Consider the following 24,471-nt stretch of genomic DNA (forward strand, 5'->3'; position numbering starts at 1 on the left):
TCAAATAAACGATGGTTGTCGTTATTACTATTATTCACCTAAGTATAAATGAACCGTACCGTCTACAGACATTAAACTGTCTGCTTTTGGAAGCTGGGAGATGATTTTATTTCCCGTCCCGTGCCATTCAATTCTGAAAGGCTCTTCCATTTTAATCACTTTATTTTTCTCGAGACCTACTAGTTCAGGTACTCGCAATTGCATTGCATCTCCCCAACGATACTCTTTTTCAAGTTGATCTTTGGCAGAATTCTTGAATCCAATAAAAGGAGCACTATCTTCAATGATTTGTCCTACAATCGGTGCAGCAATAACTCCACCGAACTGCAACACGTGTTTTGGATTATCTATGGCGATATATACCACGATTTCAGGGTCGTTAGCCGGTGCAAAGCCAATAAACGAAACAATGTATTGCCCTTCTACATAGCGACCGTTAACAGCCTTTTGAGCAGTCCCTGTTTTCCCTCCAATGCGCATCGTATCGCGGAATGCATTTCGGCCTGAGCCGTTCGCCACAACTGATTCCAATGCTTCACGAACTTGTTTGGATGTTTCTTCAGAAATAACCTGTCTTACTTTCGTTGGTTTGTTTTCCTTTATCACTTCGTTCGTTTGTTCATTGTAAATTCGATTTACAACATAGGGTTGAAACAAAGTACCGCCATTGACAGCAGCTGATACTGCCTGAACTTGTTGAATGGGTGTTGTTGATATTCCTTGGCCGAACGATGTAGTCGCATGTTCGACTGGTCCATAACTTCCTTTAGAAAACAGAATTCCTGAGGATTCACCAGCAATGGATGATCCTGTTTTTTGCCCAAAACCAAAATCACGTATGTATTGCGACAGCTTGTCACGTCCAACACGTTGACCTAGTTCAATAAAGCCTGGGTTACAAGAGTTTTCAACCACTTCCAAAAAAGTCTGATGCTTATGACCTTCCCTTTTCCAGCATCGCAACCTTGCGCCTTCGACAATCGCATACCCCGGATCATAAAAAGCTTCTTTTTTTAAATCCACTTTTCCTTCTTCAAGAGCAGCTGCAAGCGTGATTATTTTGAAAGTTGAACCAGGTTCAAATGTCATCGACACCGGCAAGTTCTGATTATAAACGCTAGGACTCACTTTGTCATATTGTAAAGGATGGAAAGTCGGGAACGAAGCTAATCCCAGAATCGCTCCTGTTTTTGGATTCATGGCAATTCCCATCGCCTGATCAGCATCATATTTCTTCATTGCCTGGGATAATTCTCTTTCTATCACTTCTTGGACATCTAAATCAATCGTCAAATCGATCGTCGAACCATCCTTTCCTTTCCCCCATTCGTCATTTACATGGGGCAAGGAAGTGCCTTTTGCATCTGTAAATAATCTGAGCGTTGATTCTGTCGATGTCAAAAATTCGTTGTATTGATATTCAATACCGGCTAGACCTTCATGATCGTATCCAGTGAACCCCAATAACCGAGACAATATTTCATCATGGGGATAATCTCGAACATAGTCAACCCCTGTATATAAACCAGGAATTTTTAAGGATTGGATTTCAATCGCTTTACCGAGCTCTATATTCTTTCCTGCAGGCGCCAATTTTATTAGGAAAGTTTTTTTACTCATCTGCTCAACCAGTTTATTTTCGTCAATATTAAGAGCTTTGCTTAGTTTTGCAGCAGCACTCTCAACATCTTCATTTTGAGCAGGCATAAAATACAGCGTCGGTGAGAGCTTGCTTCCTACAATTAATTCACCGTCACGATCGCGAATGTTGCCTCTTGTCTGTGAAAATGGAATTTCACGATCCCAATTCTCTTCTGCTTTCTCAGTAAGCCATTCATATTGAAAAAATTGCATGTAAATCAATTTCCCCAATGATGCAATACTTAAGCAAAAAAAGAGGAGAACCATTGTCCGAACTCTGATTTTCAATTGCTGAGGCACTCCTGCCTTCATTTTAACCACACCTTGTTTTTTAACAACGTATGATAGGAATGGAGTGCCTATTCAATATTTAATCTTGCGGAAGTGTTTCTTCTCCATCTTTAACCGGCGGTGGTTCTATTTTTTTATTGGTTTCTTCCGGTGTTTCCAATTTAATAACGATCGGGGTCTGTTCGTTTGCGACCGACCCTTTGGAAACACTTTGACTTACGACATATCCTTCTCCGACGACTTCAATGTTTAATCCGGAAAGCTTTTGGTATACCCAAATATGACGTTTAGACCAATTCGTAAAGTCCGGTATCGTGATAGGACCTTGTGTTTTCAACAGGACCAGACTCCCTGGAAGAATTTCAGTACCAGCAGCTGGAAACTGCTCTTGAACTTTGCCACTCTCTCCGATAGTCACTGCATTCATTTTATGTTCAAGCATGGTACTTTGAGCCATCGCCAAATCTTTATCTTTCACATCCGGCAGTGTCACTGATGGAATGGATTTTACTTGCTGTGGTTTGATGTTCATGTATTTCAAACTATTTTCAGTCACGGATTTGAATATTTCCGAAACAGGAATGGACCCCACTTCACCATCTTTTAATTTCGGTTTGGAAACCGCTACATATACCACCAACTGTGGATCTTCTGCGGGAGCCATGCCAAGGAATGAATACAAATAGTTTTCATACCCTTTCTGATAGCGTCCAAACTCATCCGGAATTTCCGCAGTTCCCGTTTTTCCGGCCACCGTATAATCCGTCAGTTCAAATCTTTTAGCCGTCCCGTGTTCAGCCGTAACCGTAGAGGCCAATAACTCCCGCATTTTTTTTGCAGTTTCCGCAGAAATAGGTTTACCTGCTTGTTCCGGTTTTGAGTCATGCATGACCTCATTGGTAGAGGGGTTTACTATTTTTTCGATAACATACGGTTTCATCATGACTCCATCATTAGCAATGGCTGTTTCGGCTTGAATCAGTTGCATAGGGGTCACAGTGGATCCTTGACCAAACGTAGAAACCAGACGGTCGATCGGCCACTTACTGATAATTTCCCCGCTTGCTTCATTTGGCAGGTCAATGCCTGTTTTCTTGCCGAAGCCAAATTTGTCCAAGTATTCAAGGAAGACGGTGTCACCCAGTCTCTCTAGTAAATAAGCCATGGCAACGTTTGAGGATCGTTGGAATCCTTCTTCAAACGTAATCGTACCCCATCCGGTACGATTGTGGTCACGGATTGTTCGGTCGAGTAATGTATATTGTCCCGATTGGTACCAAGCGTTCGGATCCCATTTGCCTTCTTCCATGGCAGCAGCAACCGTAAACGTCTTCATCGTGGAACCTGGTTCTATCGTATTTTCAATAGTTTCATTCAACCAGTTTGTTGTCAGTCCTTCACGTGTTTCCGGATCGAAAGAGGGACGCTGGCTCATGGCCAGAATTTTACCCGTCTTCGGGTCTGCGACCATCGCTACTATTTTCTCAGGATTATACTGTTCCTCAACACGACTCATGGCATCTTCAAGGAAATTCTGGACTGTTTTATCCAGCGTCAGATGAATGTTATGCCCATCCTGTGCAGGCGTCACCATTTCTTCAGAATTCGGTAGTAGATACCCCCATAAATCACTTTCGTATTGCACTTTCCCATTTTTCCCAGTTAATTGCTTGTTATAAATCGATTCAAGACCCATTTTACCTACTGTCTGGAAAGTGCCATCTTCCTGTTCTTCTTTCACGGCAAAACCAATTAAATGAGACGCAAATGTCCCATTTGGGTAAAAACGTTTTAAATCTTTGACAAAAACGAGACCAGGCAATTTATGCTCCGAAATTTTCGTCATGACTTCATGACTGATATCTCTGCCAGCAGAACCAAATTCAACTTGATAAACGCCTTCTTTCGATAAACGTTCCATTATTTTCTCTTTTGATAATGGAATGTATTCAGCAAGTACAGTTGCCGTTTTCTCCACATCATTTACATGTTGTGGATTTTTAGCATCTGCCGTTGCTTCTGGACTGAGCACCGCTACTAATCGGTAGCTCAATGTATCTTCCGCAATAATTTCACCGTTTTTATCGAGAATTTTACCTCGACTCGAAGTAATCACTTGTTCTCTTTCATATTTAGCGGCTGCTTTTGCTGCAAGCGCTTGCCCATCCGCTTCTCCCGTGACCTGAATAAATATCATCCTTGACAACAATAGAAAAAAGAGCCCTCCGTAGAACAATAACATCAGAAAGGCTCCCCATTGAAATCGAAATTTCTTCTTCATTGTCCCGGTACGACCTTCACATTTTGCTCGTTCAGTTTCAAGCCAAGTGCTTTAGCTTTTTCCCAAACTCGCTCATACTTTGAGAGCTCACTAACTTGAATGGACAAATCTGTATTCTGTTTTTTTGTTTCATCGATTTGCTGTTCAATTGATCGAATGTCTTGAGCAGATGTGTGAATGCTTGCTTGTGTCTGTAAAATCATCACACAAAACAATGCAACGATGGATACGAAGACTGCAAATAATATTTTCTCACCTTTAGTAAAAATTTTCCGTTCCGGCTTAGTGGACGGATGGATGGCAGGCTGTGGATTAACGACAGGCTGCTTTATGTAAGTTGTTTGTGTTTTTGCGTGCATTGCCATTTAGACACGTCCTTCATCCTTTATTTTTTCTGCGATTCGTAGCTTCGCTGATCGAGAGCGATTATTGTGAAGTAATTCTTCTTCACTTGGTAATATCGGTTTTCTTGTTACTAATTTCAACATAGGTTCCATGCCTTCTGGGATGACCGGTAAATTTGGTGGTAGATCCGGGTATGAGGCTGCTTCTTTGAAAATGGTTTTCGTAATGCGGTCCTCCAGTGAGTGGAAAGTGATAACGCTGATACGTCCATTTAATGCAAGCAAATCGAGTGCATCTTGGAGTGATTGTTCAGCAGCTCCTAGTTCATCATTCACTGCAATCCGAATTGCTTGGAATACGCGTTTCGCAGGATGTCCGCCTTTTCTTCTGGCAGGTGCAGGGATCCCATCTTTAATTAATTCTACAAGTTGTCCTGTTGTTTCGATTGGTGCATGTTTTCTGGCTTCTTCAATCTTGCGAGCGATCTGTTTTGAGAATTTCTCTTCACCATAGCGATAGAAAATGCGAACCAAATCATTGAATTCCCATTCGTTGACCACGTGATAGGCCGAAAGTGGCGCAGAAGTATCCATACGCATGTCCAAAGGTGCATCATGGTTGTAACTAAATCCACGTTCCGGCGTATCGAGTTGTGGTGATGAAACACCTAGGTCATACAGGATCCCATCCACTTTTTCGATGCCAAGTTCGTGAAGCTTTTCTTTTATGAAGCGGAAATTCGCATGTACAAAGATTACTTTGTGCAAATGATCCGACAGACGAATTTTCGCATTTTCGATTGCGATTGTGTCTTGATCAAAGCAAATCAATCTTCCTTGATCGTTTAACTGTTGTACTAAATATTCACTATGTCCCGCTCCACCAAGGGTGCAGTCAACATATGTACCGTCTGGACGAATGTTCAATCCGTCAACGGTTTCTTGAAGCAATACGGTTGTATGGTTGAACAACTGTTCGTCCTCCTAAATTTTGTTTTGTCTAACTTCGAATCTCAACTCACTCCTAAGCTTCAGTCTCTCATGCGAAAGCAGGCTTTCGCATCGAGCTTTCGATCGCTGGAGTTGAGCTTACATGGGCATATCTGTTTTCCTTAGATATCAAAGCCAATCATATTTTCAGCTAAATCGTTAAATGAGTCCTCGGATTCATCAAAATAGGATGTCCAAGAATCTTTTGCCCAAATCTCAATTCGATTTGAAACGCCAAGAACGATACATTCTTTTTCCACATTTGCATGGGATAGTAATGTACTTGGGATATTGATGCGACCTTGCTTATCGATTTCAACTTCTGTTGCTCCTGAAAAGAAGAATCGCGTAAATGCACGGGCATCTTTTTTAGTTACAGGCAAAGCCTTTAATTTTTCTTCAAGTTTTCGCCATTCATTCATAGGATAGCCGAATAAGCAGTTATCAAGACCTCTTGTAATTACAAACGTCTCTTCAAGGTGCTCACGAAATTTTGCCGGTATAATAAGACGGCCCTTCGCATCAACACTATGTTGATATTCTCCCATGAACATCCTACTCACCCCACTTATTGTCATTAATGTACCACATCCCCCCACTTTCCTCCACCATTTTTATATTTTTTTTTCATTACACGATGAAATGTGTAAATAGTACTTGCTGAAACAACCTAAAAGCCTTTTACCCCATAGAAAAAAGCCGTCTCTTTAACCGAGACGGCTTCAGCTTGTTGACAAAAGAATATTAATCAATATAAAAGTATAAAAATCCGCATTCTTATCTTTTACACTCTATCAAAAAATATTATGGTCGGCTATTTCTTTCGCTTTCCGCGGACGAAACGCTAGCCTCCTCGGCTCAGCTGTCTATGACAGCTGAACCTGCGGGGTCTAGCTTATTTCGTTTTTCCGCAGGAGTCTTCAGAAATAGCCGACCATCTTAGTAATGAAATAATATGAAGAGATACGCAAACAGAAGCGAAATCCGTTGATTGGAGTAACAATAATTCTTATACATATCAACATTAATAGTTAACAGACTTAAGAATTAATACGAAATAACTTTATGCTTTCCGTTAAATTCAAACGGTTGAGATAAAAGATCATCAATTAACGTAGGGCCCACTTCATTTAAGAACAATAATGGACTAAACCAACGTTCCTGTAACTTATATTCCGGGAAAAGAAACCCTTCAATATGATTGTACTTACGAAGCTTCACTTCATGACGCAACAAATTGGCATCTTCTATTTTACGGCTCAAGTAACTAAATTGGTTGTTATGAATCGCCAAATTTTTCTCCGTCAGAACGGAAAGCGAAGTAGATGCTTGTGTTGTGGCTAAATGATTTGTTAGTTTTTCGTAATGCTCAACCAGTGTCTGCTGGATTTCCCGAATTATTTCTTCCGCCACATCATCTTTAACATCATCCATAAAGTCCTGTTTATGCATTTGCATTTGTCCGTTGAAAACACTTTCCAGTGGTAAATCAAGCTCATTCAAATACTGTTTGGACTTTCTGTCAATAATGGTCATAGATAAGCGAGGCACGATGACAGGTAATTCCATATCAAAATGTTCGAACATGGTTTTGAAAGTTGCCCAATACGCCAGTTCACCCGGGCCACCAATGAATGCTAAGACAGGGAATACCATTTCCTGCATTAACGGACGTGTCACTACATTGTTGCTCAAGCGTTCTGGATAATTTTTTGCAATGTCCAATAATTCATGTTTAGTGAAAGAGAGACCCGCAGCTTCATTTTTAAACGTCCCATCGAAGTGCTTTAATAAAAATCGTTCTCCATTTTCTACGATGAATAAGTTACCACTGTCTTCGGAAGCTTGAATAGGTTGACCGTATCCCGCTTGCTGAAAACGATTTTCCTGTTCGACAACAAGTGATGCAATTTCTTGCGCTTGGTCTATCATCTTCTCAAAATAAGGAGATTCATAGCGTCGAAGGGGTTCGAATGCTGCATCAATCAGCAACAAGCCTTCATTGGCAAAAAAGTCATGCATCATTACGGTGAAAAATTGACTATAGGTTGAAGTTTGTTCGGCAACTTTCAAATACTTTTGAAGCAATACTTTCGTATAAGCCGTTTCCGTGAATTGTTTAAAGACGTCACGAATAAAAGACTGTAATTTCCCGGTCTCAAGCATACTCTCAGACGCCATTTGTTTACGATTAGGTCGAACATTATAGGTTTGTTTTTGTAAAGTCCCCCGTAATGGCGTGAAAGTAGAGTTTATTTCGTCTAAGTCATGGTCTTCTCCCGCAATCCAAAAAATAGGTACGACTGGAACACCTAAAGCTTCCCGTTGCTGTTTGGCCAACAGGACAATTGATATCGCTTTATGTACAGAATAAAGTGGTCCAGTAAGTAATCCCGCTTGTTGTCCTCCAATAACGACAAGGGCATTTTCTTCCAACTCTTTCAAATGAAAATCCACTTTTTCGCTATGAAGCAAATTCGCCATATAGTCACGGATTACTTTTGTCAGTTGTGTTCGGTCTATACGGTGCGATTTTAATGTCATTGCACGATTCACAAAAGATGTTTGGTTCGGTAAATTATGAAAATAAGCAGAAAGCTCTTCCTTTTGAGCATAAAAATCAGTCATGAAAGAACTGCTATTCGGTTGATCAATTTGGTCAAATTTCATCGTGGTAACTCCTTTTGTTTCTAAATACAAATCGAGTATAGCATTTGACGGCACGCCTGGAAAAACAAACGACTTATCAGCATTAATTCATGTATTCTATTACTTTTATCACAAGTCCTCCACACCAGATAATAAAATAAGAAAAGCTGAGAACTAAAAACAAAATTCTCCAAATTTTACGGAGCAAGGTCAATAATTCTATTTCCTTCTTCGACTTCCATTCCAGTATTGTCAGCAAGACACTCGTGATTAAGGCCAAACCAACTATAATACCCATCGTTTCTATATGAAACAAAGATTTGAGTGCTACAGGAATTGACATGAACAGAAGAAAGGTTGTTATATCTGCTGCATGGCCAAAAGCTCTAGACATTTTCTTTGTCAATTTCAATGAAATGATATAAACCACAATGAACATGAATAGAGGCATAACGATAAGGAAACTGACCATTGCTTGAATAATATTAGTCATGAGATTGACCAATTTCATCAATCGCCAATACTAAATGGTATAGCGTTCGCAACACCGGCAAATCTCTATCTCTAGTTGCAGCCATTTGAAGTAGTGCCCCTACGATTGGTTCAATTTCAGTTGTTCGATGATTAAGTCGATCTTGTAACATGGAAGAATTATTTTTGGCTGTTTTTATACAAAGTGCTTTTACTTCCTCAAAAGTCAGCAGTTGCGATATCTCTGCAAAAACACTTTCAATTTCATAAAATATTGTTTTCATCAGGAAATAGGCATGAGAGTTTGTAAGCAGTTCACCATTCGTTATTTGTAAAACCGCAGTGATTGGGTTAATACAGGCGTTTAATATTGCTTTGCGTAATACAATTCCATAAGCATCTTCTGCTAGCTCAATGTGAAATAAAGGACTTTCAAATAAGGTAAAGTCCAAATGGTTTGTTTTCTTTATGTATGGAGCAATCTTTGTGACACCGATTCCTTTATGGACGACTATCGACGAATCCTCTTTCATGGCGCCGTGTTCAATGGTCGCTATATAAACCGGGTGATTGTTAAATTGGTTAACCCACTGTAAGTGAGCAAGTCCATTTTGAGTAAATAACAAAGCCGTTGACTCAGGCAAAGACTTCAAATGGGGTTCAATTGAAGATAAATGGTGATATTTAACCGCAATGATCCATAAAGCATCTGTAGGAGCTTGGTTGAACTCTGTACTGGCAAACACTTTTGTATGCACAGTTTCACCATCAGGTTGAATGCGAGTAATTCCTTTGGTACAAAGAGTAACTGCTTGTTCATGAGTTCTTGTTATGTAGGTAATTTCATGTTTTTGTTCACTCAAGTATGAGCCAATCAGCAAACCGATTGCACCCGCTCCAACAATGACCACTTTCAATGCACATTCAACTCCCAAATGAAAAGCGCAATGCGCCATTCTAGCTAGTCTATTTCTATTATCTATCAGAAAAGGCCTACCGACAAACGGCAGACCTTTCGTCTTTCTCATGATTATACTGGATAAACTGGATGTTTACGAGGTGGTTGTGGAATATGTTTCGTACTATAGGCACGGTAACGCATCGCCAGCACTTCACGTAAATTACTAGGCGCCACAATTTCATCAATAATCATTTCTGAAGCTAATTTGTAAATATCAATTTGCTCTTTATATTCCTGATGTTTTTCCTGAACAAATTTCAAACGCTCTTTCGGATCTTCAATGGCTTCTATCTTGTTTGAAAATACAGCATTCACTGCAGCCTCGGGACCCATTACTGCAATTTGAGCAGTTGGCAGTGCTATACACACATCCGGCTCAAATGCAGGGCCTGCCATTGCATAGAGACCAGCTCCATATGCTTTACGAACGATAACAGAAATTTTAGGCACTGTTGCTGAGCTCATGGCCATAATCAGTTTCGCACCATGTCGAATAATGCCTGCACGCTCAACTTTTGTACCAATCATAAATCCTGGTACGTCTGCCAGGAACAACAATGGAATACCAAACGCATCACACAAATTGATGAATTTTGCTGCTTTGTCAGCCGAGTCCACGAATAATACGCCGCCTTTGGCTTTCGGTTGATTAGCGATAATCCCAACAGCTTGACCCTCAATTCGTGCTAGTCCAGTGATGATTTCAGTCGCAAACAATTTCTTGATATCAAATAATGAACCTTCGTCAATTAATTGATCAATCGCTTCGTACATATCAAATGGTGCATTTTGATTTTCAGGGATTATTGCTTCCAGCGTACGGCCATCTTTTACCGCTTTTGGTTCAACCACTTTTGGCATTTCCGTAAAATTCGCTGGGAAGTATGCTAAATAACGACGAGCTTCAGAAATGGCTTCTTGTTCTGATGATGCCAAAACGTCTCCGCATCCGCTAACTGAACAGTGCATGCGTGCGCCGCCCATTTCCTCCAATGTCACTTTTTCCCCAATTACTTTTTCAGCCATACGCGGCGAACCTAAATACATGGATGCATTTCCTTCAACCATGATGACGATATCGCAAAACGCCGGGATGTACGCACCACCTGCAGCTGATGGACCGAATAGCAAACAAATTTGAGGTACAAAACCAGACATACGAACTTGATTGTGGAAGATCTTACCTGCTCCACGACGATTTGGGAACATATCTAGTTGATCAGTAATTCGCGCTCCAGCAGAATCGACCAAATATAGCATCGGTACACGGTTTTTCTCTGCAATTTCCTGAATTCGAATGATTTTCTCAACTGTACGTGATCCCCATGAACCCGCTTTTACTGTCGAATCATTGGCCATTACACAAACTTGTTGACCTCCGACCTTACCTGTCGCCGTTACGACGCCATCTGCAGGCAAGTCACCTGCTTCACAATTTGCAAAGCGACCATCTTCTAAATACTCACCATCATCAAAAAGCAATGCTAAACGTTCACGAACAAATAATTTATTTTGCTCTTTCATTTTTTCATGATATTTTGAATGGCCTCCCGCAAAAATACCAGTCAGTTTTTCTTCTAAGCGTTCGTTATAAGTTGTCTTAACCGTCATGTATGTTACCCCCTTTGTTTCAATCCCACTTGCCCCATGTAATTTTTATTCGAATGTTACTAGTACATCGCCTTCATTAACGAAATCGCCAATTTGCGCATCAATTTTCGCAATTTTACCAGCTGTTTCTGCTTCAACTGGAATTTCCATTTTCATTGATTCTAAAATCATAACCGTTTGTCCTGCAGTTACTTCTTCGCCTACTGCTACAGTAATATTGAAAACTGTACCGGCCATTGTTGATTGAATTTGTTTCATGTTATTTTTCCTCCTTTTGTTGTTCAAGCCATTGTGGTAATACCGCTGTTGTATATGTGCCGTTCATAAACGCTTCCGCTCCTAAAAATTCCTGGAACAATGCAACATTCGTTTTTACTCCTTCAATCGTAACCGATGAAAAGAATGTTTGCGCTTTTTTTACTGCCTGTTCACGAGATTCTGATTGAATGATGACTTTAGCAATCATTGGATCGTAAAAAGGAGTTACTGTGTTTCCTTCTTCATAACCTGCATCAATACGAATGTCTTCTTTAGTTCCCCAATCCAGCTTGTTGATTTTTCCTGGTGAAGGGAAGAACGTTTTTGGGTCTTCTGCGTAAATCCGGAATTCTAAAGCATGCCCGGAGGAATGAATGTCTGCTTGATTGGGAATCGGTAAAGCCTCCCCTTGTGCCACTTGCAATTGCCATTCCACTAAATCAAGTCCAGTAACGGCTTCCGTCACCGGATGCTCCACTTGAAGTCGAGTGTTCATTTCCAAGAAGTAGAATTCATTGTTTTCATCCACGATGAATTCCACAGTTCCAGCATTGCGATAATTCACCGCTTTTGCCGCATCAACTGCAGCTTTAAGCAACCGTTCACGTGCAGGCTGTGGGAAATTCGGTGATGGTGATTCTTCAATTACTTTCTGATTACGTCGTTGTACTGAACAATTGCGTTCAAACAAATGAACAATATTACCATGAGTGTCACCAAAAATCTGCACTTCAATGTGACGCCCGCCGGAAATGTATTTTTCCAAAAAGACCACGTCATCTCCGAAGTAAGCCTTCGCACGAGTTTTCACAGAAACGAAATTCTGACTGAGCGCTTGCTCATCATCACAGCGAATCATGCCAATTCCGCCACCACCACTGCTTGCTTTAAGCATAATCGGATAGCCAATTCTTTGCGCTTCTTCCAACGCCGCTTCCAACGTAAGTACTCCTTCATCCGTCCCTGGTACCACTGGCACTCCTGCAGCTTGCATCGTTTGACGTGAGCCAATTTTATCGCCCATTTTATCGATAGTTTCTGGCTCGGGACCAATGAAAATCATGCCCTCTTCTTCAATCTTCCTTGCAAAACTTGCATTCTCTGAAAGCAGACCATAGCCTGGATGAATGGCGTCAACCCCTTCACGCTTAGCCAAGGCTAAAATATCATCCACTTTCAAGTAAGATTGTTGAACTTGGCTTGGACCTATCAAGAATGCTGAATCAGCTTCTTTTACATAAGGTAATTCCGCGTCCGCTTCTGCATAAATTGCCACTGTTTCAATATGTAACTTCTTACATGTTTCGATAATTCGTCGTGCAATTTCTCCCCTGTTTGCAATTAAAATTTTCTTCATATGTTGTCCCCCTATGCTGTTTGAACATGAAACCCCATCTTCAATAGTCTATACGAAAAATGAAAACGATTTCAACCTTTGAATGAAGAAATATTCAAACTAGACAAACAAATTTAAAAAGACCGCCCCTTTAAAGATACAATCTTCAAAGAAACGGTCGATATTTTATTATCAATTCTTTTGACTAATAAATGGACTTTCCAGACAAACACGCTGAATTTGCTGGACGAATGTTTTCAGTTGCGCATGTTCCTTTTGTAGCCTATCATGCGCTTCCAGCAGTTCATCATAACTGGTCATCGCTTGTTTTAAGTGTGTATGCATTGGATGTTGATATTTTTGTTTTGCATGGTTCAAGTCCTGTCCATAAGTATGTCTCAGCGTTTTATTCCACCTGAAGCCGCAAGCCTGTTTCGTACGAGATAGTTTTTCAGCAGCCACTTCAAATGCATGAATTTGCGTGCCTCCGTTTTTAACTATTTCCAAAACAGTGGATGCTAATTTATGGTCATCCTCAGCAGTCCATTGATCTTTTCTTTTAACTTGAGTCATAGATTCTTCACCTCGCGTTTTTTTCTACTATATGCGCAAATAGAAAGAATAGAAGTTGAGGTTTAAAAAGTACAAAAAATGTGTCTTTAAAGTAACTTTGATGATCGCAACAATGCAACGCACTTTCATGTTTCGAAGCTAGCGTAGCGATGCAGAAACAGAAACAGAAGCACAGGCTTTTAGGTTTTTCCGCAGGAAAGAAGCGGGCCAAAGGTTTTGATTTGGACCGCTTCTAAACGACGAGTAACCGCAGGAGCACAGGTGTTTGTCGCAGTTTCCCTTACTATCAACACCATCGTATAACAGAGCCTATGTATAAAAATCTAAGTAATACGTTATTTTTTCCGCGATAAGAATTTTTGAACAGCCACGTGATGCTCCTGCGCTTCCCAAAGTAGTGAACAGTTTTTAACTTCTTCATTAATTTGGCTCAGTAGATTTTGACCAATCCATTTACGGATTAACATTTGTTTATAAGCACGGTGAACAGAAGCCTCTACTTTTTTCATCTCGGATAGAAATCTCTCCATAGCTTGTTCCTTATCACCTTCATAAACTTGTGTAGCCCACCCATTAGCAAGTAACACAGCTGCTGAGTAAGGTTTTGATTCACACAGCATATGCATAGCTACATCTTGTCTTGCTAATTTTTCAAATAAATAGGTTCCTCCGCCCCAGCCGCTTGTAATAGCTAGAGAGCCTTGAATAAACCCTGCTTTGGCTTTTGACGAGACTAGCCGGAAATCACATGCGGTAGCAATCTCGCAACCACCTCCTACAGCGTGCCCATTGACAAGTGCTATGACAGGCACAGGAAGAGTGGCAACTCGATAAAGAACATTAGCCATCCGATCAAGCATTGGGAAGGCTTCTTGCGCCGTCTGGAGACCGTGAAAGACGGATAAATCTCCACCAGAACAAAACGCTTCATCCCCTTCACCGGTAATAACAACAAATTGTATAGTTGAATCATTATGTACATTTGAAACTAGTTTCTCAAGACCATCTATGACTTCATGATTGATTGCATTTCGAATTTCAGGGCGTTTAATAGTAAAACGTAGAATATTATCTTCTCGATTAATTGCAAATGTCATGTAAGCTCCTCCTTGAAAATAGAGAAAAAGGCCACCGGAGAGCCATGGTCTCTCTGGTAGCCTTATAGAACAAATACTGAATTATTTGCTCAATACTTCTTTCCCTTTGTATTGTCCGCATGATTTACAAACATGGTGAGCCAATTTTGATTCACCACAGTTTGGGCAAGCTACCATTCCTGGTAGAGATAATTTGAAATGCGTACGACGTTTTCTTTTTACTGTTTTAGAAGTCTTTCTAAACGGTACAGCCATTGGTGGCACCTCCTTACAGATCGTTTATTCGTCTGTTTGATCAAAATACTTTGCTAAATCAGCAAGTCTAGGATCCAATTTTTTATGTTCATTCTCTTCTTTAGCAGACAATTCCTCATCAGTTAAGTATGACCAGCTTTTTCCGCCCGGAATCGGTTGATGCTCTGCATCTTCCTTAAACACTTGTATCGGAATTTCGACAAGAATCAATTCTTCAAATACAGGGTCGACATTAACAACATCGCCTTCTACATAATGAATTTCTCCATCGTCTTCCTTATGTGTTTCCGACCAGCTGAAAATCTCATCTGTTTGAATATCAAACGGATACTCAACATCTTCCCACGTGCGAGCACATGGTAAGGTAAGGGTGCCTGTCAGTTGAAAATGACAAGTCATTTGCGCTGCACCAAATGTGCAGTGCCCTTTTACATGAACGGGTGAAATTTTCCGGATGTCCGGGTTACGTTCCATCACTTCATCCAATTGAATCGTTTCATCAATTGGCATCCCGTCATGGCGATATTTAGATAGTTGATGAATTGCCCATTTCATTCGTTTATCACCTCAAGACAACAAAGTTGATTATATAATGCAGAAAATTGGATGTCAAGATAATTTCTTGTCACTCCTTTTTTTGACCCGTATAATCTAGAGTAAATGATATAAGGGGGTCACAAGCTTGAAAGCAACTGGTGTAGTCGTCGAACATAATCCGTTTCATAACGGACACTTCTATCATATCAAAGAATCTCGCAAGAAGACAGCCGCAGATATTATTATTGCTGTTATGAGCGGGAATTTTTTGCAACGAGGAGAACCTGCCCTGGTGGATAAATGGTCCAGGACAGAAATGGCTCTAAAAGCTGGCGTAGATATCGTAATCGAGCTCCCTTACGTTTTTGCAACTGCACAAGCCAGTGACTTTGCACGTGGTTCAATTACACTGCTGGAAGCCCTTGAATGCGAAGCATTTTGTTTTGGAAGTGAGGAAGGGACAATTGAGCCTTTTACACGCTCATATGATGTCCTTACTACACAACAAGAGGCTTACCAAAATTCGATTAAACAATACATGCAACTTGGATTAAGTTATCCAAAAGCATTAAACGAAGCTTATTCAGACATCACAACACACTTAAACTTGCCATTAGTTGACTTATCAAAACCAAATAATATTCTCGGTTATCACTATATTGAAACAGCCTGTCAGATGCAGGCACATATCAAGCCTGTAACCATTCAACGAATCGTGGCGAATTATCATGATAATGTTGATCAAGACCAATCCATTGCAAGCGCTACAGGTATCCGTAAGGCTCTATTCGACGATGGCTCGATTGAAGCATTGGGAAAATTCATGCCACACACCTCATTGGAACAACTATTGAAGTGGAAAGACTCTATAGGGGTATTTGGCAGTTGGCAACAGTTCTGGCCCCTTCTACGACATACGATTATCCGTTCATCAACAAAAAACCTTGCTTCATATGCTGAAGTAACAGAAGGTATCGAGCATCTAATTCATGAAGCGGCAAGGGAATGCGAAACATTTGAAGATTTTATGAGCCGGGTAAAATCGAAGCGTTATACGTGGACACGCATACAACGAATGCTTACTCATATTTATACAGGCTTTACGTGGGAATCATTGAAAGAACATCAAAAGCCTACGTATTTACGGGTTCTTGGCATGACTCAAAATGGACAAAAGTATTTGAGTGAAAAGAAAAAGAATCTTTCATTGCCACTCGTCAGTCGAGTTGCTGCAACAAAAGATTCTTTATTGGATTTAGACATTCATGCATCTGATTTATATCAATTGGGATTGCAATCACCAAAAATCAAACAACCGGTTGGAATGGATTATCGCAAACCACCGATTATATTATAGTTTATTAATTTTCATAAACATTCGTAATATATAACCGGGTGCGTTGGACTTTAACCAACTGCATCATAGCCCTACGAAAAAAACTTGGCGAAGTGACTTTGTCACTTTGCCAAGTTTTTAATTGTTCGGTTATGGTAATGCTACGTACAGACTTATAGAACAGTCGGAACCTATTCAACTTCACATTAGTGGAACTAGATTACTTTTTCTGTTCTAGCTTATCTAAATAAGCGAGTGCATCATCAACTGTTTTCACAGGCACGATTTTCATCGTCGAGCCTATTTTTTCTGCTGATTCTTTTGCATCCAAATAATTTGATCTCAGTGTAGGATTATTTTTCAATACTTCCTCTGGTAACTCATCGTCAGGTGCAAAGAAAATCTCGATATCTTCTTTATCGGCAGCAATGACTTTCAAGTCAATTCCACCGATCCGTCCCACCTCACCGTTTTCCTGCATGGTTCCGGTTCCCGCGATTTTATAACCTTTTGTTAGATCCTCATCCAGTAACTGGTTCAAAATTTCCAATGTAAACATTAGTCCTGCAGATGGTCCTCCGATTTCGTCTGCCTTAATATTTACTTTCGGTGTAGTCGTGATTTCTTTATCATCAGTAAAAGTGATTCCTAGACCAGCTCGGCTCTCATCAGTAGGAATCGGCTTCAATTCAACTTCAACTGAATCTTTTTCTCCGTCACGTTCAATATGCAGTGTGACAATATCGCCTAATTTTTTCTGTTTTAAATAATCGATAATCCCTTGTTGATTATCACTCTTGACGTCATCGATTTGCAAGATTCGATCTCCAGGACTAAGTAAGCCGTCAGCCGCACCTTTCGGCAAGACATTTAAAACAAAGACACCTTTGGTTGTAATTTCATAAGGTTTACCGGCTTTTTTGAATGCCACTTCTATCGCATTAAATTGTGATTGCGACATAAGATGGAGTTGACGAACATTATATTCTTCGTCATCCTCGTCAGGATTTCTAACTTGATTGGTTTGTAATATCTCTTGTTGGTCGGACACTTTCGCCCATGCATAAGTAAGAGGCGTTGCTTTCGATAAAGCGATGGTCATTAAACTCATCGACCCAGTATCATCCTCATCTCCACTTTCTACATCTACAAGCGGTTCAAGTGGATACGCCCCTCCGGGTTTTGTGATGTAAGCATCGACGGGATAAACTGTCCCGCTTATAAGTAAAATACAAACGATGAAAAAGCCAATTGTACTTTTCTTTGACATGTACCCTCACCTCCATGATGACAAGCTTTCTTTTTGCATATACATAGTGTAGCACTTTCACTTTACTTCTGACAAAACGGTTGAAACGGGGAAATTTCACATGCTACATAAGACCAATTTATTCATTTGTTGGTTTCTCATGATTTTGTTTATCTTCATGCCTGGGATAGCTCATCAAGGTTCACAGCTCGGACTTCAGGTTTTTCTTAAACGTCTTTTACCATATTTATTACCTTACTTAGTCGTTTCTCAATGGCTACTGTATGAACTCTACAAAAAAAATAAATGGCAATCCCACGTTGGCAACAGCATCAAAGTATATGCGATAGGAGCGTTTGGTGGATTCCCTACCGGTGCGGCAACTATTTCGACCTTGTCGCAGGCAAGCATGATCAGTAAGCGTCATGCAAGTCACTTACTTGGAATTTGCCATGCGCCTAGCCCCATGTTTGTGGTAGGCGTGGTTGGGAGTCAATTTCTGTTATCCGCCAACACAGGTATTCTATTAATGGTACTTTTACATACGATCAATTTGTTATTTTTAGTTTTCCTTCATTTATTCATTCCACTACCAAGCATCTCAAAAAATGATAACATAGCCAAGCCAGTTACTTCCCCTTTAAGCGAAGGGATTCACCAAGCTGCCTCCATTTTGCTTTTGGTAGCTACTACGGTAGTCTTCTTCACTACTATCAGTACAGTTATCAGGGAAATAATGGGGGTCGTGTTCAATGGTATCCCTCATCAGGTAACAGTTTTCATTTATTCACTATTTGAGATGACTGCAGGGCTCGAAGTTGCACATCAATTATTTAATATGGCACCCTTTTTTCCTCTTCTGGCAGTAATCATTCTATCTTTCAATGGTTTAAGCATACATATGCAAATCATGGTGTTGGCGAAATCAGCCAAACTTTCGTTAAAACCTTATGTCGTATATCGACTGATTCATTTTCTTCTATTTGTTGGGTGTTGTTATTTAATACTTTAAAAGAAAGGGCATTGGATGCAGATGCTCAAGAGCTTCTCCTGAAATCTAAGCTTTATTGAAAAAAGGTGCTTGCAACAGGACATATGAAAAGAATCACGCAAAATCATTGCGTGATTCATTCTAATCCAAATTTCATTTTCAAGGCTTCTTCTACAGGTTTAGGTACAAGTTCAGAAATATCGCCACCATATTTCGCCACTTCTTTAACAATGCTCGAACTTAAAAATGAATATTGATTATTCGTCATGATGAAAAATGTTTCGATATTGTCATTTAATACACGGTTCATGGACGTAATCTGCATTTCGTATTCGAAATCGGATACCGCCCTTAATCCACGTACAATGGCATGTGCATTGACACTTTTAGCGTACTCGACAAGTAAGCCAGAAAAAGAATCCACACGGACATTAGGCAAAGTTGCTGTCACTTCACTAATTAATGCCATACGTTCTTCAATCGTAAAAAGTGGTTTTTTAGAGGAGTTATTTAGTACGACCACGTGTATTTCGTCAAATACGGAAGCACCTCGTTTGATGATATCTAAATGACCGAATGTAACAGGATCAAAACTCCCTGGTACGACTGCAATTTTAGTCATGGTGTTCTCCTTCTTCCTGTCGATAAATCGAAATTATGGTACTGCCATAAAGTTCTTGTCTTGTTAGAGTAAATGACCCATATGTATTTGGCAAATCTACACCTTTTTCGTGTTCACAAAAAATGATTGCATCATCAGTCAATAAGTTTTTTTCCACAAACTGCTCGATCAATTCATAATACCCAACTTTTTGATAAGGTGGATCTAAAAACAGCAAGTCCACTCGTACTTGTCTTTTCTCCAAAGCTTTAATTGCACGTGTAGCATCTGCTTTGTATACTTCCGAGCGATTATCTAGTTTGCATTTCTTTAGATTCTCATGAATCGTTTGTATAGCACGCGGATCTTTTTCGATAAAAATGCACGTATCTATGCCCCTACTGAGCGATTCGATACCGAGCCCCCCACTTCCTGCGAATAAATCCACAGCAAGCCCTCCTTCAAAGTATGGACCGATCATATTGAAAATTGATTCTTTCACTTTATCAGTTGTTGGTCGTGTACCCGCACCAGGCACCGCTTTTAATGGGAGTCCTTTTTGTTCTCCGGAAATTACTCTCATGACGTTCCTCCTTGTCCGATTCATCGGTTATTGAAAAGCCATTTCTGACTTTATTTTCATATGCTTCATGCTACAAGCCATGATAAGATGGCTATTGAAAGGATGTGTTATTTTCTCATGATTCAACGCTTTATTGAACTAGGAGAAGGTTATAGCGATATTTATGAATGGATTGAATTATTAAAAACCAACGAGCACCGTTTTCATCGTGTATGTATTTTGACATCCGTATCGAAAGACGTCAAAAAATTGAGCATCGCTCTTATATTAAAACCTGTAGATGATAGTAAATTCACGCCGATTTACTTCTGTCGCGAAGGGATTGAATACTCGGAAGAAAAACCGAGCAAACGCATCCAACTAATTGAAAAAACGCTGCAGGAAAGAAATTATTCCCCACACCGTCTCGAAGTTAAGCATTCATCTTATTTTGCTGAGCCCGCTTTGTACCATCAATATTTAATCGGGTTGTTTAGATTGCATCACATTTTGCCGCCTTTAAGCTAAGTTATAAGCCCGTTTTATAGTCATATTCTTTTGCTTTGTCCGGTTTAGAATTTTCATATTCAGTTTTGACAAACGGACGGTAGGAAGGACTGACTTCTTTTACAAACGGGAGTTTTTGTAATTTCGTTGAAATCGCTTCAATTTGATCGAGGTCGCAATACATTACGACATACTTTAATTTTCGGGAAATATATTGAACATGTCCATATTTCCTCAGCGACTTCGCTTGTTTTAAATGATGTACATATACAATTAATCCTTGTCGTTCATTCATGCGAGTTCCCTCTTTTCTTACTTAAAAGAATACCATATGAAAGAAAACGTTCGCAACCGCTTGAAGCTGACAGTTTGCTATACTTTCCTTTATAATGGGGAAAGCAAGTTTGCATGAGGAGGAATTAGACATGGGAAAGAAAACGAAAGTAGCATTCGCAATCGCCGCAGCTGGTGCTGCTGCCTGGGCAGGCTCTAAAGCCATCTCAAAACCTCAAAAACGCCCTGATAAAGAAGCACTTCAATATGAACATCCGATTATCTTAGCTCATCGTGGAGGTTCTCTGATTGCTCCAGAAAACTCCATGATAGCTTTCAAAAAAGCAGCTGAACTTGGAGTTCATGGATTTGAAATCGATATTCGCTTGACAAAAGATGAAGAAATCGTGGTTTTCCATGACGAATATGTAGATCGTACCACTGACGGTGCAGGACGTGTTGCAGATATGACACTTTCTGAACTTAAGGCTTTTGATCTGGGTTATCAGTTTATTAATGAGCAGCAAGAATATGAATATCGTGGACAAGGCTTAACTGCTATCACGCTACGTGAGCTATTTGAAGCATTCCCACAAATGTTGATTAACATCGATATGAAGGATTCTCCTGAAACGTATGAAGGTAGCTTGATTCCTTCAAAATTATGGCGTTTGATAGAAGAACTTGGTGCTCAAAACCGTGTGGTTGTCACGAGCTTCCATGACGAGCAAATCGATCGTTTCAACCTGTATGCTCAAAATTCGGTGGCACTTGGTGCAGGAGAAAACGAAGTGCGTAAAGCGTATTCTGCCTACACAAGTCAGTTCGGACATTTGTATCATCCTCGTGTAGACGTCTTTCAAATTCCAGTGAAATCCGGTGTTTTCCCACTTGATGGAGAAGGTTTTATCAACTTCCTGAGCAAACTGAATGTTCCCGTTCACTACTGGACAATCAATGATCCTCAAGTAATGCAGCGTTTGTTGCAATCAGGTGCAAAAGGAATTGTTACAGATCGTCCAGATTTAGCCGTTGCGTTACTGGCAGAACATATTGCATAAGAAAATGTGTATAAGCTAAAACTTTCTTTAAGAATAAGAAAAAGGATGTGCACATTACGCGCACATCCTTTTGTTATGTCCGGCTCAAGAGCAGTTACGCACCCAAGCTACAATCTTTTATTTAAGCTGAACAGCCACAAGAACCACCAGTTCCACAGCTTCCTGTACTACAAGAAGAGGCAGCTGAAGCGAAGAACGGATTGCTGACAGGGACCTTGACAGATTCAGATACAGTTTTTCCTATTAATAAGCTGACTTCATCCAACAAATCTTGCAATTCGTTTTCAGCCAGTCTTAAATTAGCGACACGTTCATTCATATCAAGTGCGCGTTTTTGTACTCGAATAGACTTCATCACGTGCTGATAGTCCGGATGATACTTTCCGAAGCGTTGAACATCTTCATACTGCTCTTTTAAACGAGAAAAAGAAGCAATCTGTCTATTTAATAATTCGTCTGTATAAACGGCGAAATATGCTTCTTTGAAGCGTTCTACTTGCTCGGAGGATAAAATCATCTGTGTTAAACTATCTCCTTCATCCATGATGTTTGCCCATTCTGATGTCATCATCATCGGACATTCCTCCAATCTATTTTAATCATAACAGATTGGACTCATAAAATAAAAGACCTGCATTTGCTAAAAGTTAGGAGAAACAACATGAAAAAATCAGTACGTAATCAACTCGAAAACATATTAATTCATGCATCAACCGAAGATGTCTCTACGTTATCAAAATGGTTGGAAGGCTTTGAGAAGAAACAAAGTGGTGATCTTTCCACTTATTTAGGCGCTACTTTGCATATGGAGAAGAAATTAAGCGATGATTCTTGCACGATATCCATCCCAATAACTCCTTATATTCATAACACTCTTCATATCCCTCACGGTGGTATTCTGGCCGTTATGCTTGATACCGCGATGGGTGTCCTCGCAAATCATTCACTATCTGAAGAATTTGCCGCTGTAACCATGAACTTATCCATTAACTATTTGGCGACGGCCACGGAAGGTCATTTACATGCACGTGCTACTTTTTCACATAAAGGACGCCAGACGATGGTGGTTACCGGTGAAATTACGGACGACAATGGCAAGAAGCTTGCGGTTGGCAATGGATCATTTTTCGTGGTTCCCCGCCATCGGTAACGTCGATAATATTAGCAGAACGGTTTGTTCGTCTGAAAAAGGGATAACTTGATCGCCAATATGTTGAGTGGACTCATGACCCTTCCCTGCTATACAGAGTAAATCTCCAGGTTTGCAATACCGAAGCGCTTGTTGAATCGCAGCTGCTCGATCGACTTCGATATGGATCTTGGAAGTCTCCGGCAAATTTCCAACGATTTGCTGGCAGATTTTCAGAGGATCCTCTAATCGGGGGTTATCTGATGTCACCCACATGCTATGTGAGTAAAATGCTGCAATCTCTCCCATAGCACTTCGCTTCGCTTGGTCGCGATTTCCTCCGCATCCGAATACAACAAGTAATCGTCCTTCAGTAATTCTTGATGCTGAAGAAAGTAGATGTTGCAGAGCTTCTGGTGTATGCGCATAATCTATGACTACTTGAAAAGGTTTTTTTAAGATGAATTGAAATCTGCCAGGGGGTAAAGTAATGTTGGGGAGTAGCGGAATAATTGATGACATCGGAATATCCAATTGTCGTATAGTCGCAATTGCAGCCGCTATATTTGAGATATTATAGAGTCCTGTAAAACCAACTTCCACGTCATAACCATCACAATCTCCTTCATCGAATATTGTCACATTCGTTGATACTGGCTTTATTTCTTTCAGCTGGATGAATTCTTCGCCAAACCAATTCAGTTCTTTCGTGCATTCTTTTCCTTTTTCCAACCAAAAAGAATCGTCTTTATTCACAACAACTTTTCGGCTTATATCCATTAATTTGCATTTTGCTTTTTTATAGGACTCAATGCCTTCATGATCTTCAAGATGATCATGTCCTAGATTTAGAAATACCCCTTGTTGGATTGAACAATGGTCCAGTCGGTGCTGTGCTAATCCCATCGATGAAGCTTCAATTATGACATGTGTAATGTTCATTTTTAACAGTCGGGCAAAGGTTTGATGGAGATGTGAAGCAGACCATGTAGTGAGTGATGGAAAATTCTCATCAACTTTTTTTCCATTTATAAAAAGTCCTAATGTACCGATTACTGCTGTTTGGTAGCCAAGCAACGTGAGCATTTGACCTATCATATGGCTTACCGTTGTTTTACCATTGGTTCCAGTCACCGCCACCACGTGCAATTGTTTTGATGGATTCCCATGAACACGGGCACAAGCATGAGAAAGAAAGGTCCTAGTGTTTGGCACGATGCCAAACGCCACCTCTCTACACATTTTTTCATGTTCTCGATCTTCCGCAATAATACAGACCGCCCCGTTTTCGATTGCCTCATTTATATAAGTAGCACCATTGGCATTTTTCCCTTTAATAACTACAAAGACATCACCGGCTTGAATTTCCTTGGAATTTTCTTTGACCCCACATATGATTTCATTAAAGGATCCGTGTAACCACGTACACGGCCAGTCTTTTAATAAATCGGCAATGACCAAAGTCAT

Annotated in this window: 26 protein-coding genes; 5 read left to right on the forward strand and 21 right to left on the reverse strand. The window is 40.2% G+C overall.

Going from position 1 to position 24,471, the window contains the following annotated elements:
- Positions 1-30 precede the first annotated feature (30 nt).
- The 15 genes from MHH33_RS11970 to MHH33_RS12040 form a co-directional block, all read right to left on the reverse strand.
- A complete protein-coding gene (locus tag MHH33_RS11970; RefSeq protein WP_342541843.1) occupies positions 31-1,953 on the reverse strand; it encodes a penicillin-binding transpeptidase domain-containing protein in 1,923 nt (640 codons plus the stop codon).
- A 58-nt stretch (positions 1,954-2,011) separates the two neighbouring features.
- The gene (locus tag MHH33_RS11975; RefSeq protein ID WP_342543770.1) at positions 2,012-4,174 is read right to left on the reverse strand and encodes a penicillin-binding transpeptidase domain-containing protein; all 2,163 of its coding nucleotides are present in this window, start codon (positions 4,172-4,174) and stop codon (positions 2,012-2,014) included.
- A 35-nt stretch (positions 4,175-4,209) separates the two neighbouring features.
- Positions 4,210-4,578: a cell division protein FtsL gene (gene ftsL / locus MHH33_RS11980; RefSeq protein WP_016427776.1), complete on the reverse strand. Its 369-nt coding sequence runs from the start codon at positions 4,576-4,578 to the stop codon at positions 4,210-4,212.
- On the reverse strand, positions 4,579-5,529 hold the full coding sequence (gene rsmH, locus MHH33_RS11985) for a 16S rRNA (cytosine(1402)-N(4))-methyltransferase RsmH (RefSeq protein ID WP_016427777.1): 951 nt from the start codon (positions 5,527-5,529) through the stop codon (positions 4,579-4,581).
- A gap of 140 nt (positions 5,530-5,669) precedes the next feature.
- On the reverse strand, positions 5,670-6,101 hold the full coding sequence (mraZ, locus tag MHH33_RS11990) for a division/cell wall cluster transcriptional repressor MraZ (protein ID WP_036659407.1): 432 nt from the start codon (positions 6,099-6,101) through the stop codon (positions 5,670-5,672).
- Between the two features lie 493 nt (positions 6,102-6,594).
- Positions 6,595-8,217, reverse strand: coding sequence for a bacillithiol biosynthesis cysteine-adding enzyme BshC (gene bshC / locus MHH33_RS11995; protein ID WP_342541844.1), 1,623 nt, complete (start codon positions 8,215-8,217; stop codon positions 6,595-6,597).
- 82 nt (positions 8,218-8,299) lie between these two features.
- On the reverse strand, positions 8,300-8,689 hold the full coding sequence (locus MHH33_RS12000) for a DUF3397 domain-containing protein (protein ID WP_016427780.1): 390 nt from the start codon (positions 8,687-8,689) through the stop codon (positions 8,300-8,302).
- Positions 8,682-9,602, reverse strand: a complete 921-nt coding sequence (locus MHH33_RS12005; RefSeq protein WP_342541845.1) for a 2-dehydropantoate 2-reductase — start codon at positions 9,600-9,602, stop codon at positions 8,682-8,684. Before MHH33_RS12005 ends, MHH33_RS12000 begins: the two co-directional genes overlap by 8 nt.
- Positions 9,603-9,697: 95 nt before the next feature.
- Positions 9,698-11,239, reverse strand: coding sequence for an acyl-CoA carboxylase subunit beta (locus MHH33_RS12010; RefSeq protein ID WP_016427782.1), 1,542 nt, complete (start codon positions 11,237-11,239; stop codon positions 9,698-9,700).
- 45 nt (positions 11,240-11,284) lie between these two features.
- Positions 11,285-11,497 carry an acetyl-CoA carboxylase biotin carboxyl carrier protein subunit gene (locus MHH33_RS12015; protein ID WP_016427783.1) on the reverse strand — a complete coding sequence of 71 codons (213 nt, stop codon included), beginning with the start codon at positions 11,495-11,497 and terminating at the stop codon, positions 11,285-11,287.
- 1 nt (position 11,498) lies between these two features.
- Positions 11,499-12,854 (reverse strand): biotin carboxylase N-terminal domain-containing protein, encoded by a 1,356-nt coding sequence (locus MHH33_RS12020; RefSeq protein ID WP_016427784.1) that lies wholly within the window; start codon positions 12,852-12,854, stop codon positions 11,499-11,501.
- 171 nt (positions 12,855-13,025) lie between these two features.
- Positions 13,026-13,406 carry an RsfA family transcription factor gene (locus MHH33_RS12025; protein WP_016427785.1) on the reverse strand — a complete coding sequence of 127 codons (381 nt, stop codon included), beginning with the start codon at positions 13,404-13,406 and terminating at the stop codon, positions 13,026-13,028.
- A gap of 335 nt (positions 13,407-13,741) precedes the next feature.
- A complete protein-coding gene (locus MHH33_RS12030; RefSeq protein ID WP_016427786.1) occupies positions 13,742-14,503 on the reverse strand; it encodes an enoyl-CoA hydratase/isomerase family protein in 762 nt (253 codons plus the stop codon).
- A gap of 81 nt (positions 14,504-14,584) precedes the next feature.
- Positions 14,585-14,758, reverse strand: a complete 174-nt coding sequence (gene rpmF / locus MHH33_RS12035) for a 50S ribosomal protein L32 (protein ID WP_016427787.1) — start codon at positions 14,756-14,758, stop codon at positions 14,585-14,587.
- Positions 14,759-14,782: 24 nt separating this feature from the next.
- On the reverse strand, positions 14,783-15,313 hold the full coding sequence (locus MHH33_RS12040) for a YceD family protein (protein WP_016427788.1): 531 nt from the start codon (positions 15,311-15,313) through the stop codon (positions 14,783-14,785).
- 127 nt (positions 15,314-15,440) lie between these two features.
- Here MHH33_RS12040 and MHH33_RS12045 point away from each other — a divergent pair, with 127 nt between their 5' ends.
- Complete coding sequence (locus MHH33_RS12045) at positions 15,441-16,652, forward strand: nucleotidyltransferase (protein ID WP_342541846.1); 1,212 nt, start codon at positions 15,441-15,443, stop codon at positions 16,650-16,652.
- Between the two features lie 199 nt (positions 16,653-16,851).
- Here MHH33_RS12045 and MHH33_RS12050 read toward each other — a convergent pair whose 3' ends face one another.
- The gene (locus MHH33_RS12050; protein WP_342541847.1) at positions 16,852-17,901 is read right to left on the reverse strand and encodes a SepM family pheromone-processing serine protease; all 1,050 of its coding nucleotides are present in this window, start codon (positions 17,899-17,901) and stop codon (positions 16,852-16,854) included.
- 100 nt (positions 17,902-18,001) lie between these two features.
- On the opposite strand from MHH33_RS12050, the gene MHH33_RS12055 reads away from it, so the two are divergent.
- On the forward strand, positions 18,002-18,892 hold the full coding sequence (locus MHH33_RS12055; protein WP_016427791.1) for a hypothetical protein: 891 nt from the start codon (positions 18,002-18,004) through the stop codon (positions 18,890-18,892).
- Positions 18,893-19,007: 115 nt separating this feature from the next.
- Here MHH33_RS12055 and coaD read toward each other — a convergent pair whose 3' ends face one another.
- Complete coding sequence (gene coaD / locus MHH33_RS12060) at positions 19,008-19,493, reverse strand: pantetheine-phosphate adenylyltransferase (RefSeq protein ID WP_016427792.1); 486 nt, start codon at positions 19,491-19,493, stop codon at positions 19,008-19,010.
- The gene (rsmD, locus tag MHH33_RS12065; RefSeq protein WP_342541848.1) at positions 19,486-20,055 is read right to left on the reverse strand and encodes a 16S rRNA (guanine(966)-N(2))-methyltransferase RsmD; all 570 of its coding nucleotides are present in this window, start codon (positions 20,053-20,055) and stop codon (positions 19,486-19,488) included. The genes coaD and rsmD overlap by 8 nt, the downstream gene beginning before the upstream one ends.
- Before the next feature lie 117 nt (positions 20,056-20,172).
- Between rsmD and MHH33_RS12070 the strand changes: the two genes are divergently transcribed.
- Positions 20,173-20,562 carry a hypothetical protein gene (locus MHH33_RS12070; protein WP_016427794.1) on the forward strand — a complete coding sequence of 130 codons (390 nt, stop codon included), beginning with the start codon at positions 20,173-20,175 and terminating at the stop codon, positions 20,560-20,562.
- A gap of 1 nt (position 20,563) precedes the next feature.
- Here MHH33_RS12070 and MHH33_RS12075 read toward each other — a convergent pair whose 3' ends face one another.
- On the reverse strand, positions 20,564-20,836 hold the full coding sequence (locus tag MHH33_RS12075; RefSeq protein ID WP_016427795.1) for a YlbG family protein: 273 nt from the start codon (positions 20,834-20,836) through the stop codon (positions 20,564-20,566).
- A gap of 130 nt (positions 20,837-20,966) precedes the next feature.
- Between MHH33_RS12075 and MHH33_RS12080 the strand changes: the two genes are divergently transcribed.
- Positions 20,967-21,875 (forward strand): glycerophosphodiester phosphodiesterase, encoded by a 909-nt coding sequence (locus tag MHH33_RS12080; RefSeq protein WP_016427796.1) that lies wholly within the window; start codon positions 20,967-20,969, stop codon positions 21,873-21,875.
- A 121-nt stretch (positions 21,876-21,996) separates the two neighbouring features.
- Here the strand turns inward: MHH33_RS12080 and MHH33_RS12085 are convergent, their stop codons facing one another.
- Positions 21,997-22,449: a YlbF family regulator gene (locus MHH33_RS12085; RefSeq protein ID WP_016427797.1), complete on the reverse strand. Its 453-nt coding sequence runs from the start codon at positions 22,447-22,449 to the stop codon at positions 21,997-21,999.
- An 87-nt stretch (positions 22,450-22,536) separates the two neighbouring features.
- On the opposite strand from MHH33_RS12085, the gene MHH33_RS12090 reads away from it, so the two are divergent.
- A complete protein-coding gene (locus MHH33_RS12090) occupies positions 22,537-23,025 on the forward strand; it encodes a PaaI family thioesterase (protein WP_016427798.1) in 489 nt (162 codons plus the stop codon).
- Here MHH33_RS12090 and MHH33_RS12095 read toward each other — a convergent pair.
- Positions 22,996-24,471 (reverse strand): UDP-N-acetylmuramoyl-L-alanyl-D-glutamate--2,6-diaminopimelate ligase, encoded by a 1,476-nt coding sequence (locus MHH33_RS12095; protein WP_342541849.1) that lies wholly within the window; start codon positions 24,469-24,471, stop codon positions 22,996-22,998. The genes MHH33_RS12090 and MHH33_RS12095 overlap by 30 nt on opposite strands.

The sequence above is a fragment of the Paenisporosarcina sp. FSL H8-0542 genome (assembly GCF_038632915.1).
Lineage (GTDB): Bacteria > Bacillota > Bacilli > Bacillales_A > Planococcaceae > Paenisporosarcina.

Bases quoted from the DNA above. Each gene is read 5' to 3' on its own strand.
- MHH33_RS11970 (WP_342541843.1), bottom strand. From the start codon at position 1,953: ATGAAGGCAGGAGTGCCTCAGCAATTGAAAATCAGAGTTCGGACAATG.
- bshC (WP_342541844.1), bottom strand. From the start codon at position 8,217: ATGAAATTTGACCAAATTGATCAACCGAATAGCAGTTCTTTCATGACT.
- MHH33_RS12080 (WP_016427796.1), top strand. From the start codon at position 20,967: ATGGGAAAGAAAACGAAAGTAGCATTCGCAATCGCCGCAGCTGGTGCT.
- MHH33_RS12025 (WP_016427785.1), bottom strand. From the start codon at position 13,406: ATGACTCAAGTTAAAAGAAAAGATCAATGGACTGCTGAGGATGACCAT.
- MHH33_RS12000 (WP_016427780.1), bottom strand. From the start codon at position 8,689: ATGACTAATATTATTCAAGCAATGGTCAGTTTCCTTATCGTTATGCCT.
- MHH33_RS12070 (WP_016427794.1), top strand. From the start codon at position 20,173: ATGATTCAACGCTTTATTGAACTAGGAGAAGGTTATAGCGATATTTAT.
- MHH33_RS12090 (WP_016427798.1), top strand. From the start codon at position 22,537: ATGAAAAAATCAGTACGTAATCAACTCGAAAACATATTAATTCATGCA.
- MHH33_RS12010 (WP_016427782.1), bottom strand. From the start codon at position 11,239: ATGACGGTTAAGACAACTTATAACGAACGCTTAGAAGAAAAACTGACT.
- MHH33_RS12015 (WP_016427783.1), bottom strand. From the start codon at position 11,497: ATGAAACAAATTCAATCAACAATGGCCGGTACAGTTTTCAATATTACT.
- MHH33_RS12020 (WP_016427784.1), bottom strand. From the start codon at position 12,854: ATGAAGAAAATTTTAATTGCAAACAGGGGAGAAATTGCACGACGAATT.
- MHH33_RS12095 (WP_342541849.1), bottom strand. From the start codon at position 24,471: ATGACTTTGGTCATTGCCGATTTATTAAAAGACTGGCCGTGTACGTGG.
- coaD (WP_016427792.1), bottom strand. From the start codon at position 19,493: ATGACTAAAATTGCAGTCGTACCAGGGAGTTTTGATCCTGTTACATTC.
- MHH33_RS12075 (WP_016427795.1), bottom strand. From the start codon at position 20,836: ATGAATGAACGACAAGGATTAATTGTATATGTACATCATTTAAAACAA.
- MHH33_RS12050 (WP_342541847.1), bottom strand. From the start codon at position 17,901: ATGTCAAAGAAAAGTACAATTGGCTTTTTCATCGTTTGTATTTTACTT.
- MHH33_RS12055 (WP_016427791.1), top strand. From the start codon at position 18,002: ATGCTACATAAGACCAATTTATTCATTTGTTGGTTTCTCATGATTTTG.
- MHH33_RS11975 (WP_342543770.1), bottom strand. From the start codon at position 4,174: ATGTTATTGTTCTACGGAGGGCTCTTTTTTCTATTGTTGTCAAGGATG.
- MHH33_RS12040 (WP_016427788.1), bottom strand. From the start codon at position 15,313: ATGAAATGGGCAATTCATCAACTATCTAAATATCGCCATGACGGGATG.
- rsmD (WP_342541848.1), bottom strand. From the start codon at position 20,055: ATGAGAGTAATTTCCGGAGAACAAAAAGGACTCCCATTAAAAGCGGTG.
- MHH33_RS12085 (WP_016427797.1), bottom strand. From the start codon at position 22,449: ATGATGATGACATCAGAATGGGCAAACATCATGGATGAAGGAGATAGT.
- ftsL (WP_016427776.1), bottom strand. From the start codon at position 4,578: ATGGCAATGCACGCAAAAACACAAACAACTTACATAAAGCAGCCTGTC.
- MHH33_RS12030 (WP_016427786.1), bottom strand. From the start codon at position 14,503: ATGACATTTGCAATTAATCGAGAAGATAATATTCTACGTTTTACTATT.
- mraZ (WP_036659407.1), bottom strand. From the start codon at position 6,101: ATGTTCATGGGAGAATATCAACATAGTGTTGATGCGAAGGGCCGTCTT.
- rpmF (WP_016427787.1), bottom strand. From the start codon at position 14,758: ATGGCTGTACCGTTTAGAAAGACTTCTAAAACAGTAAAAAGAAAACGT.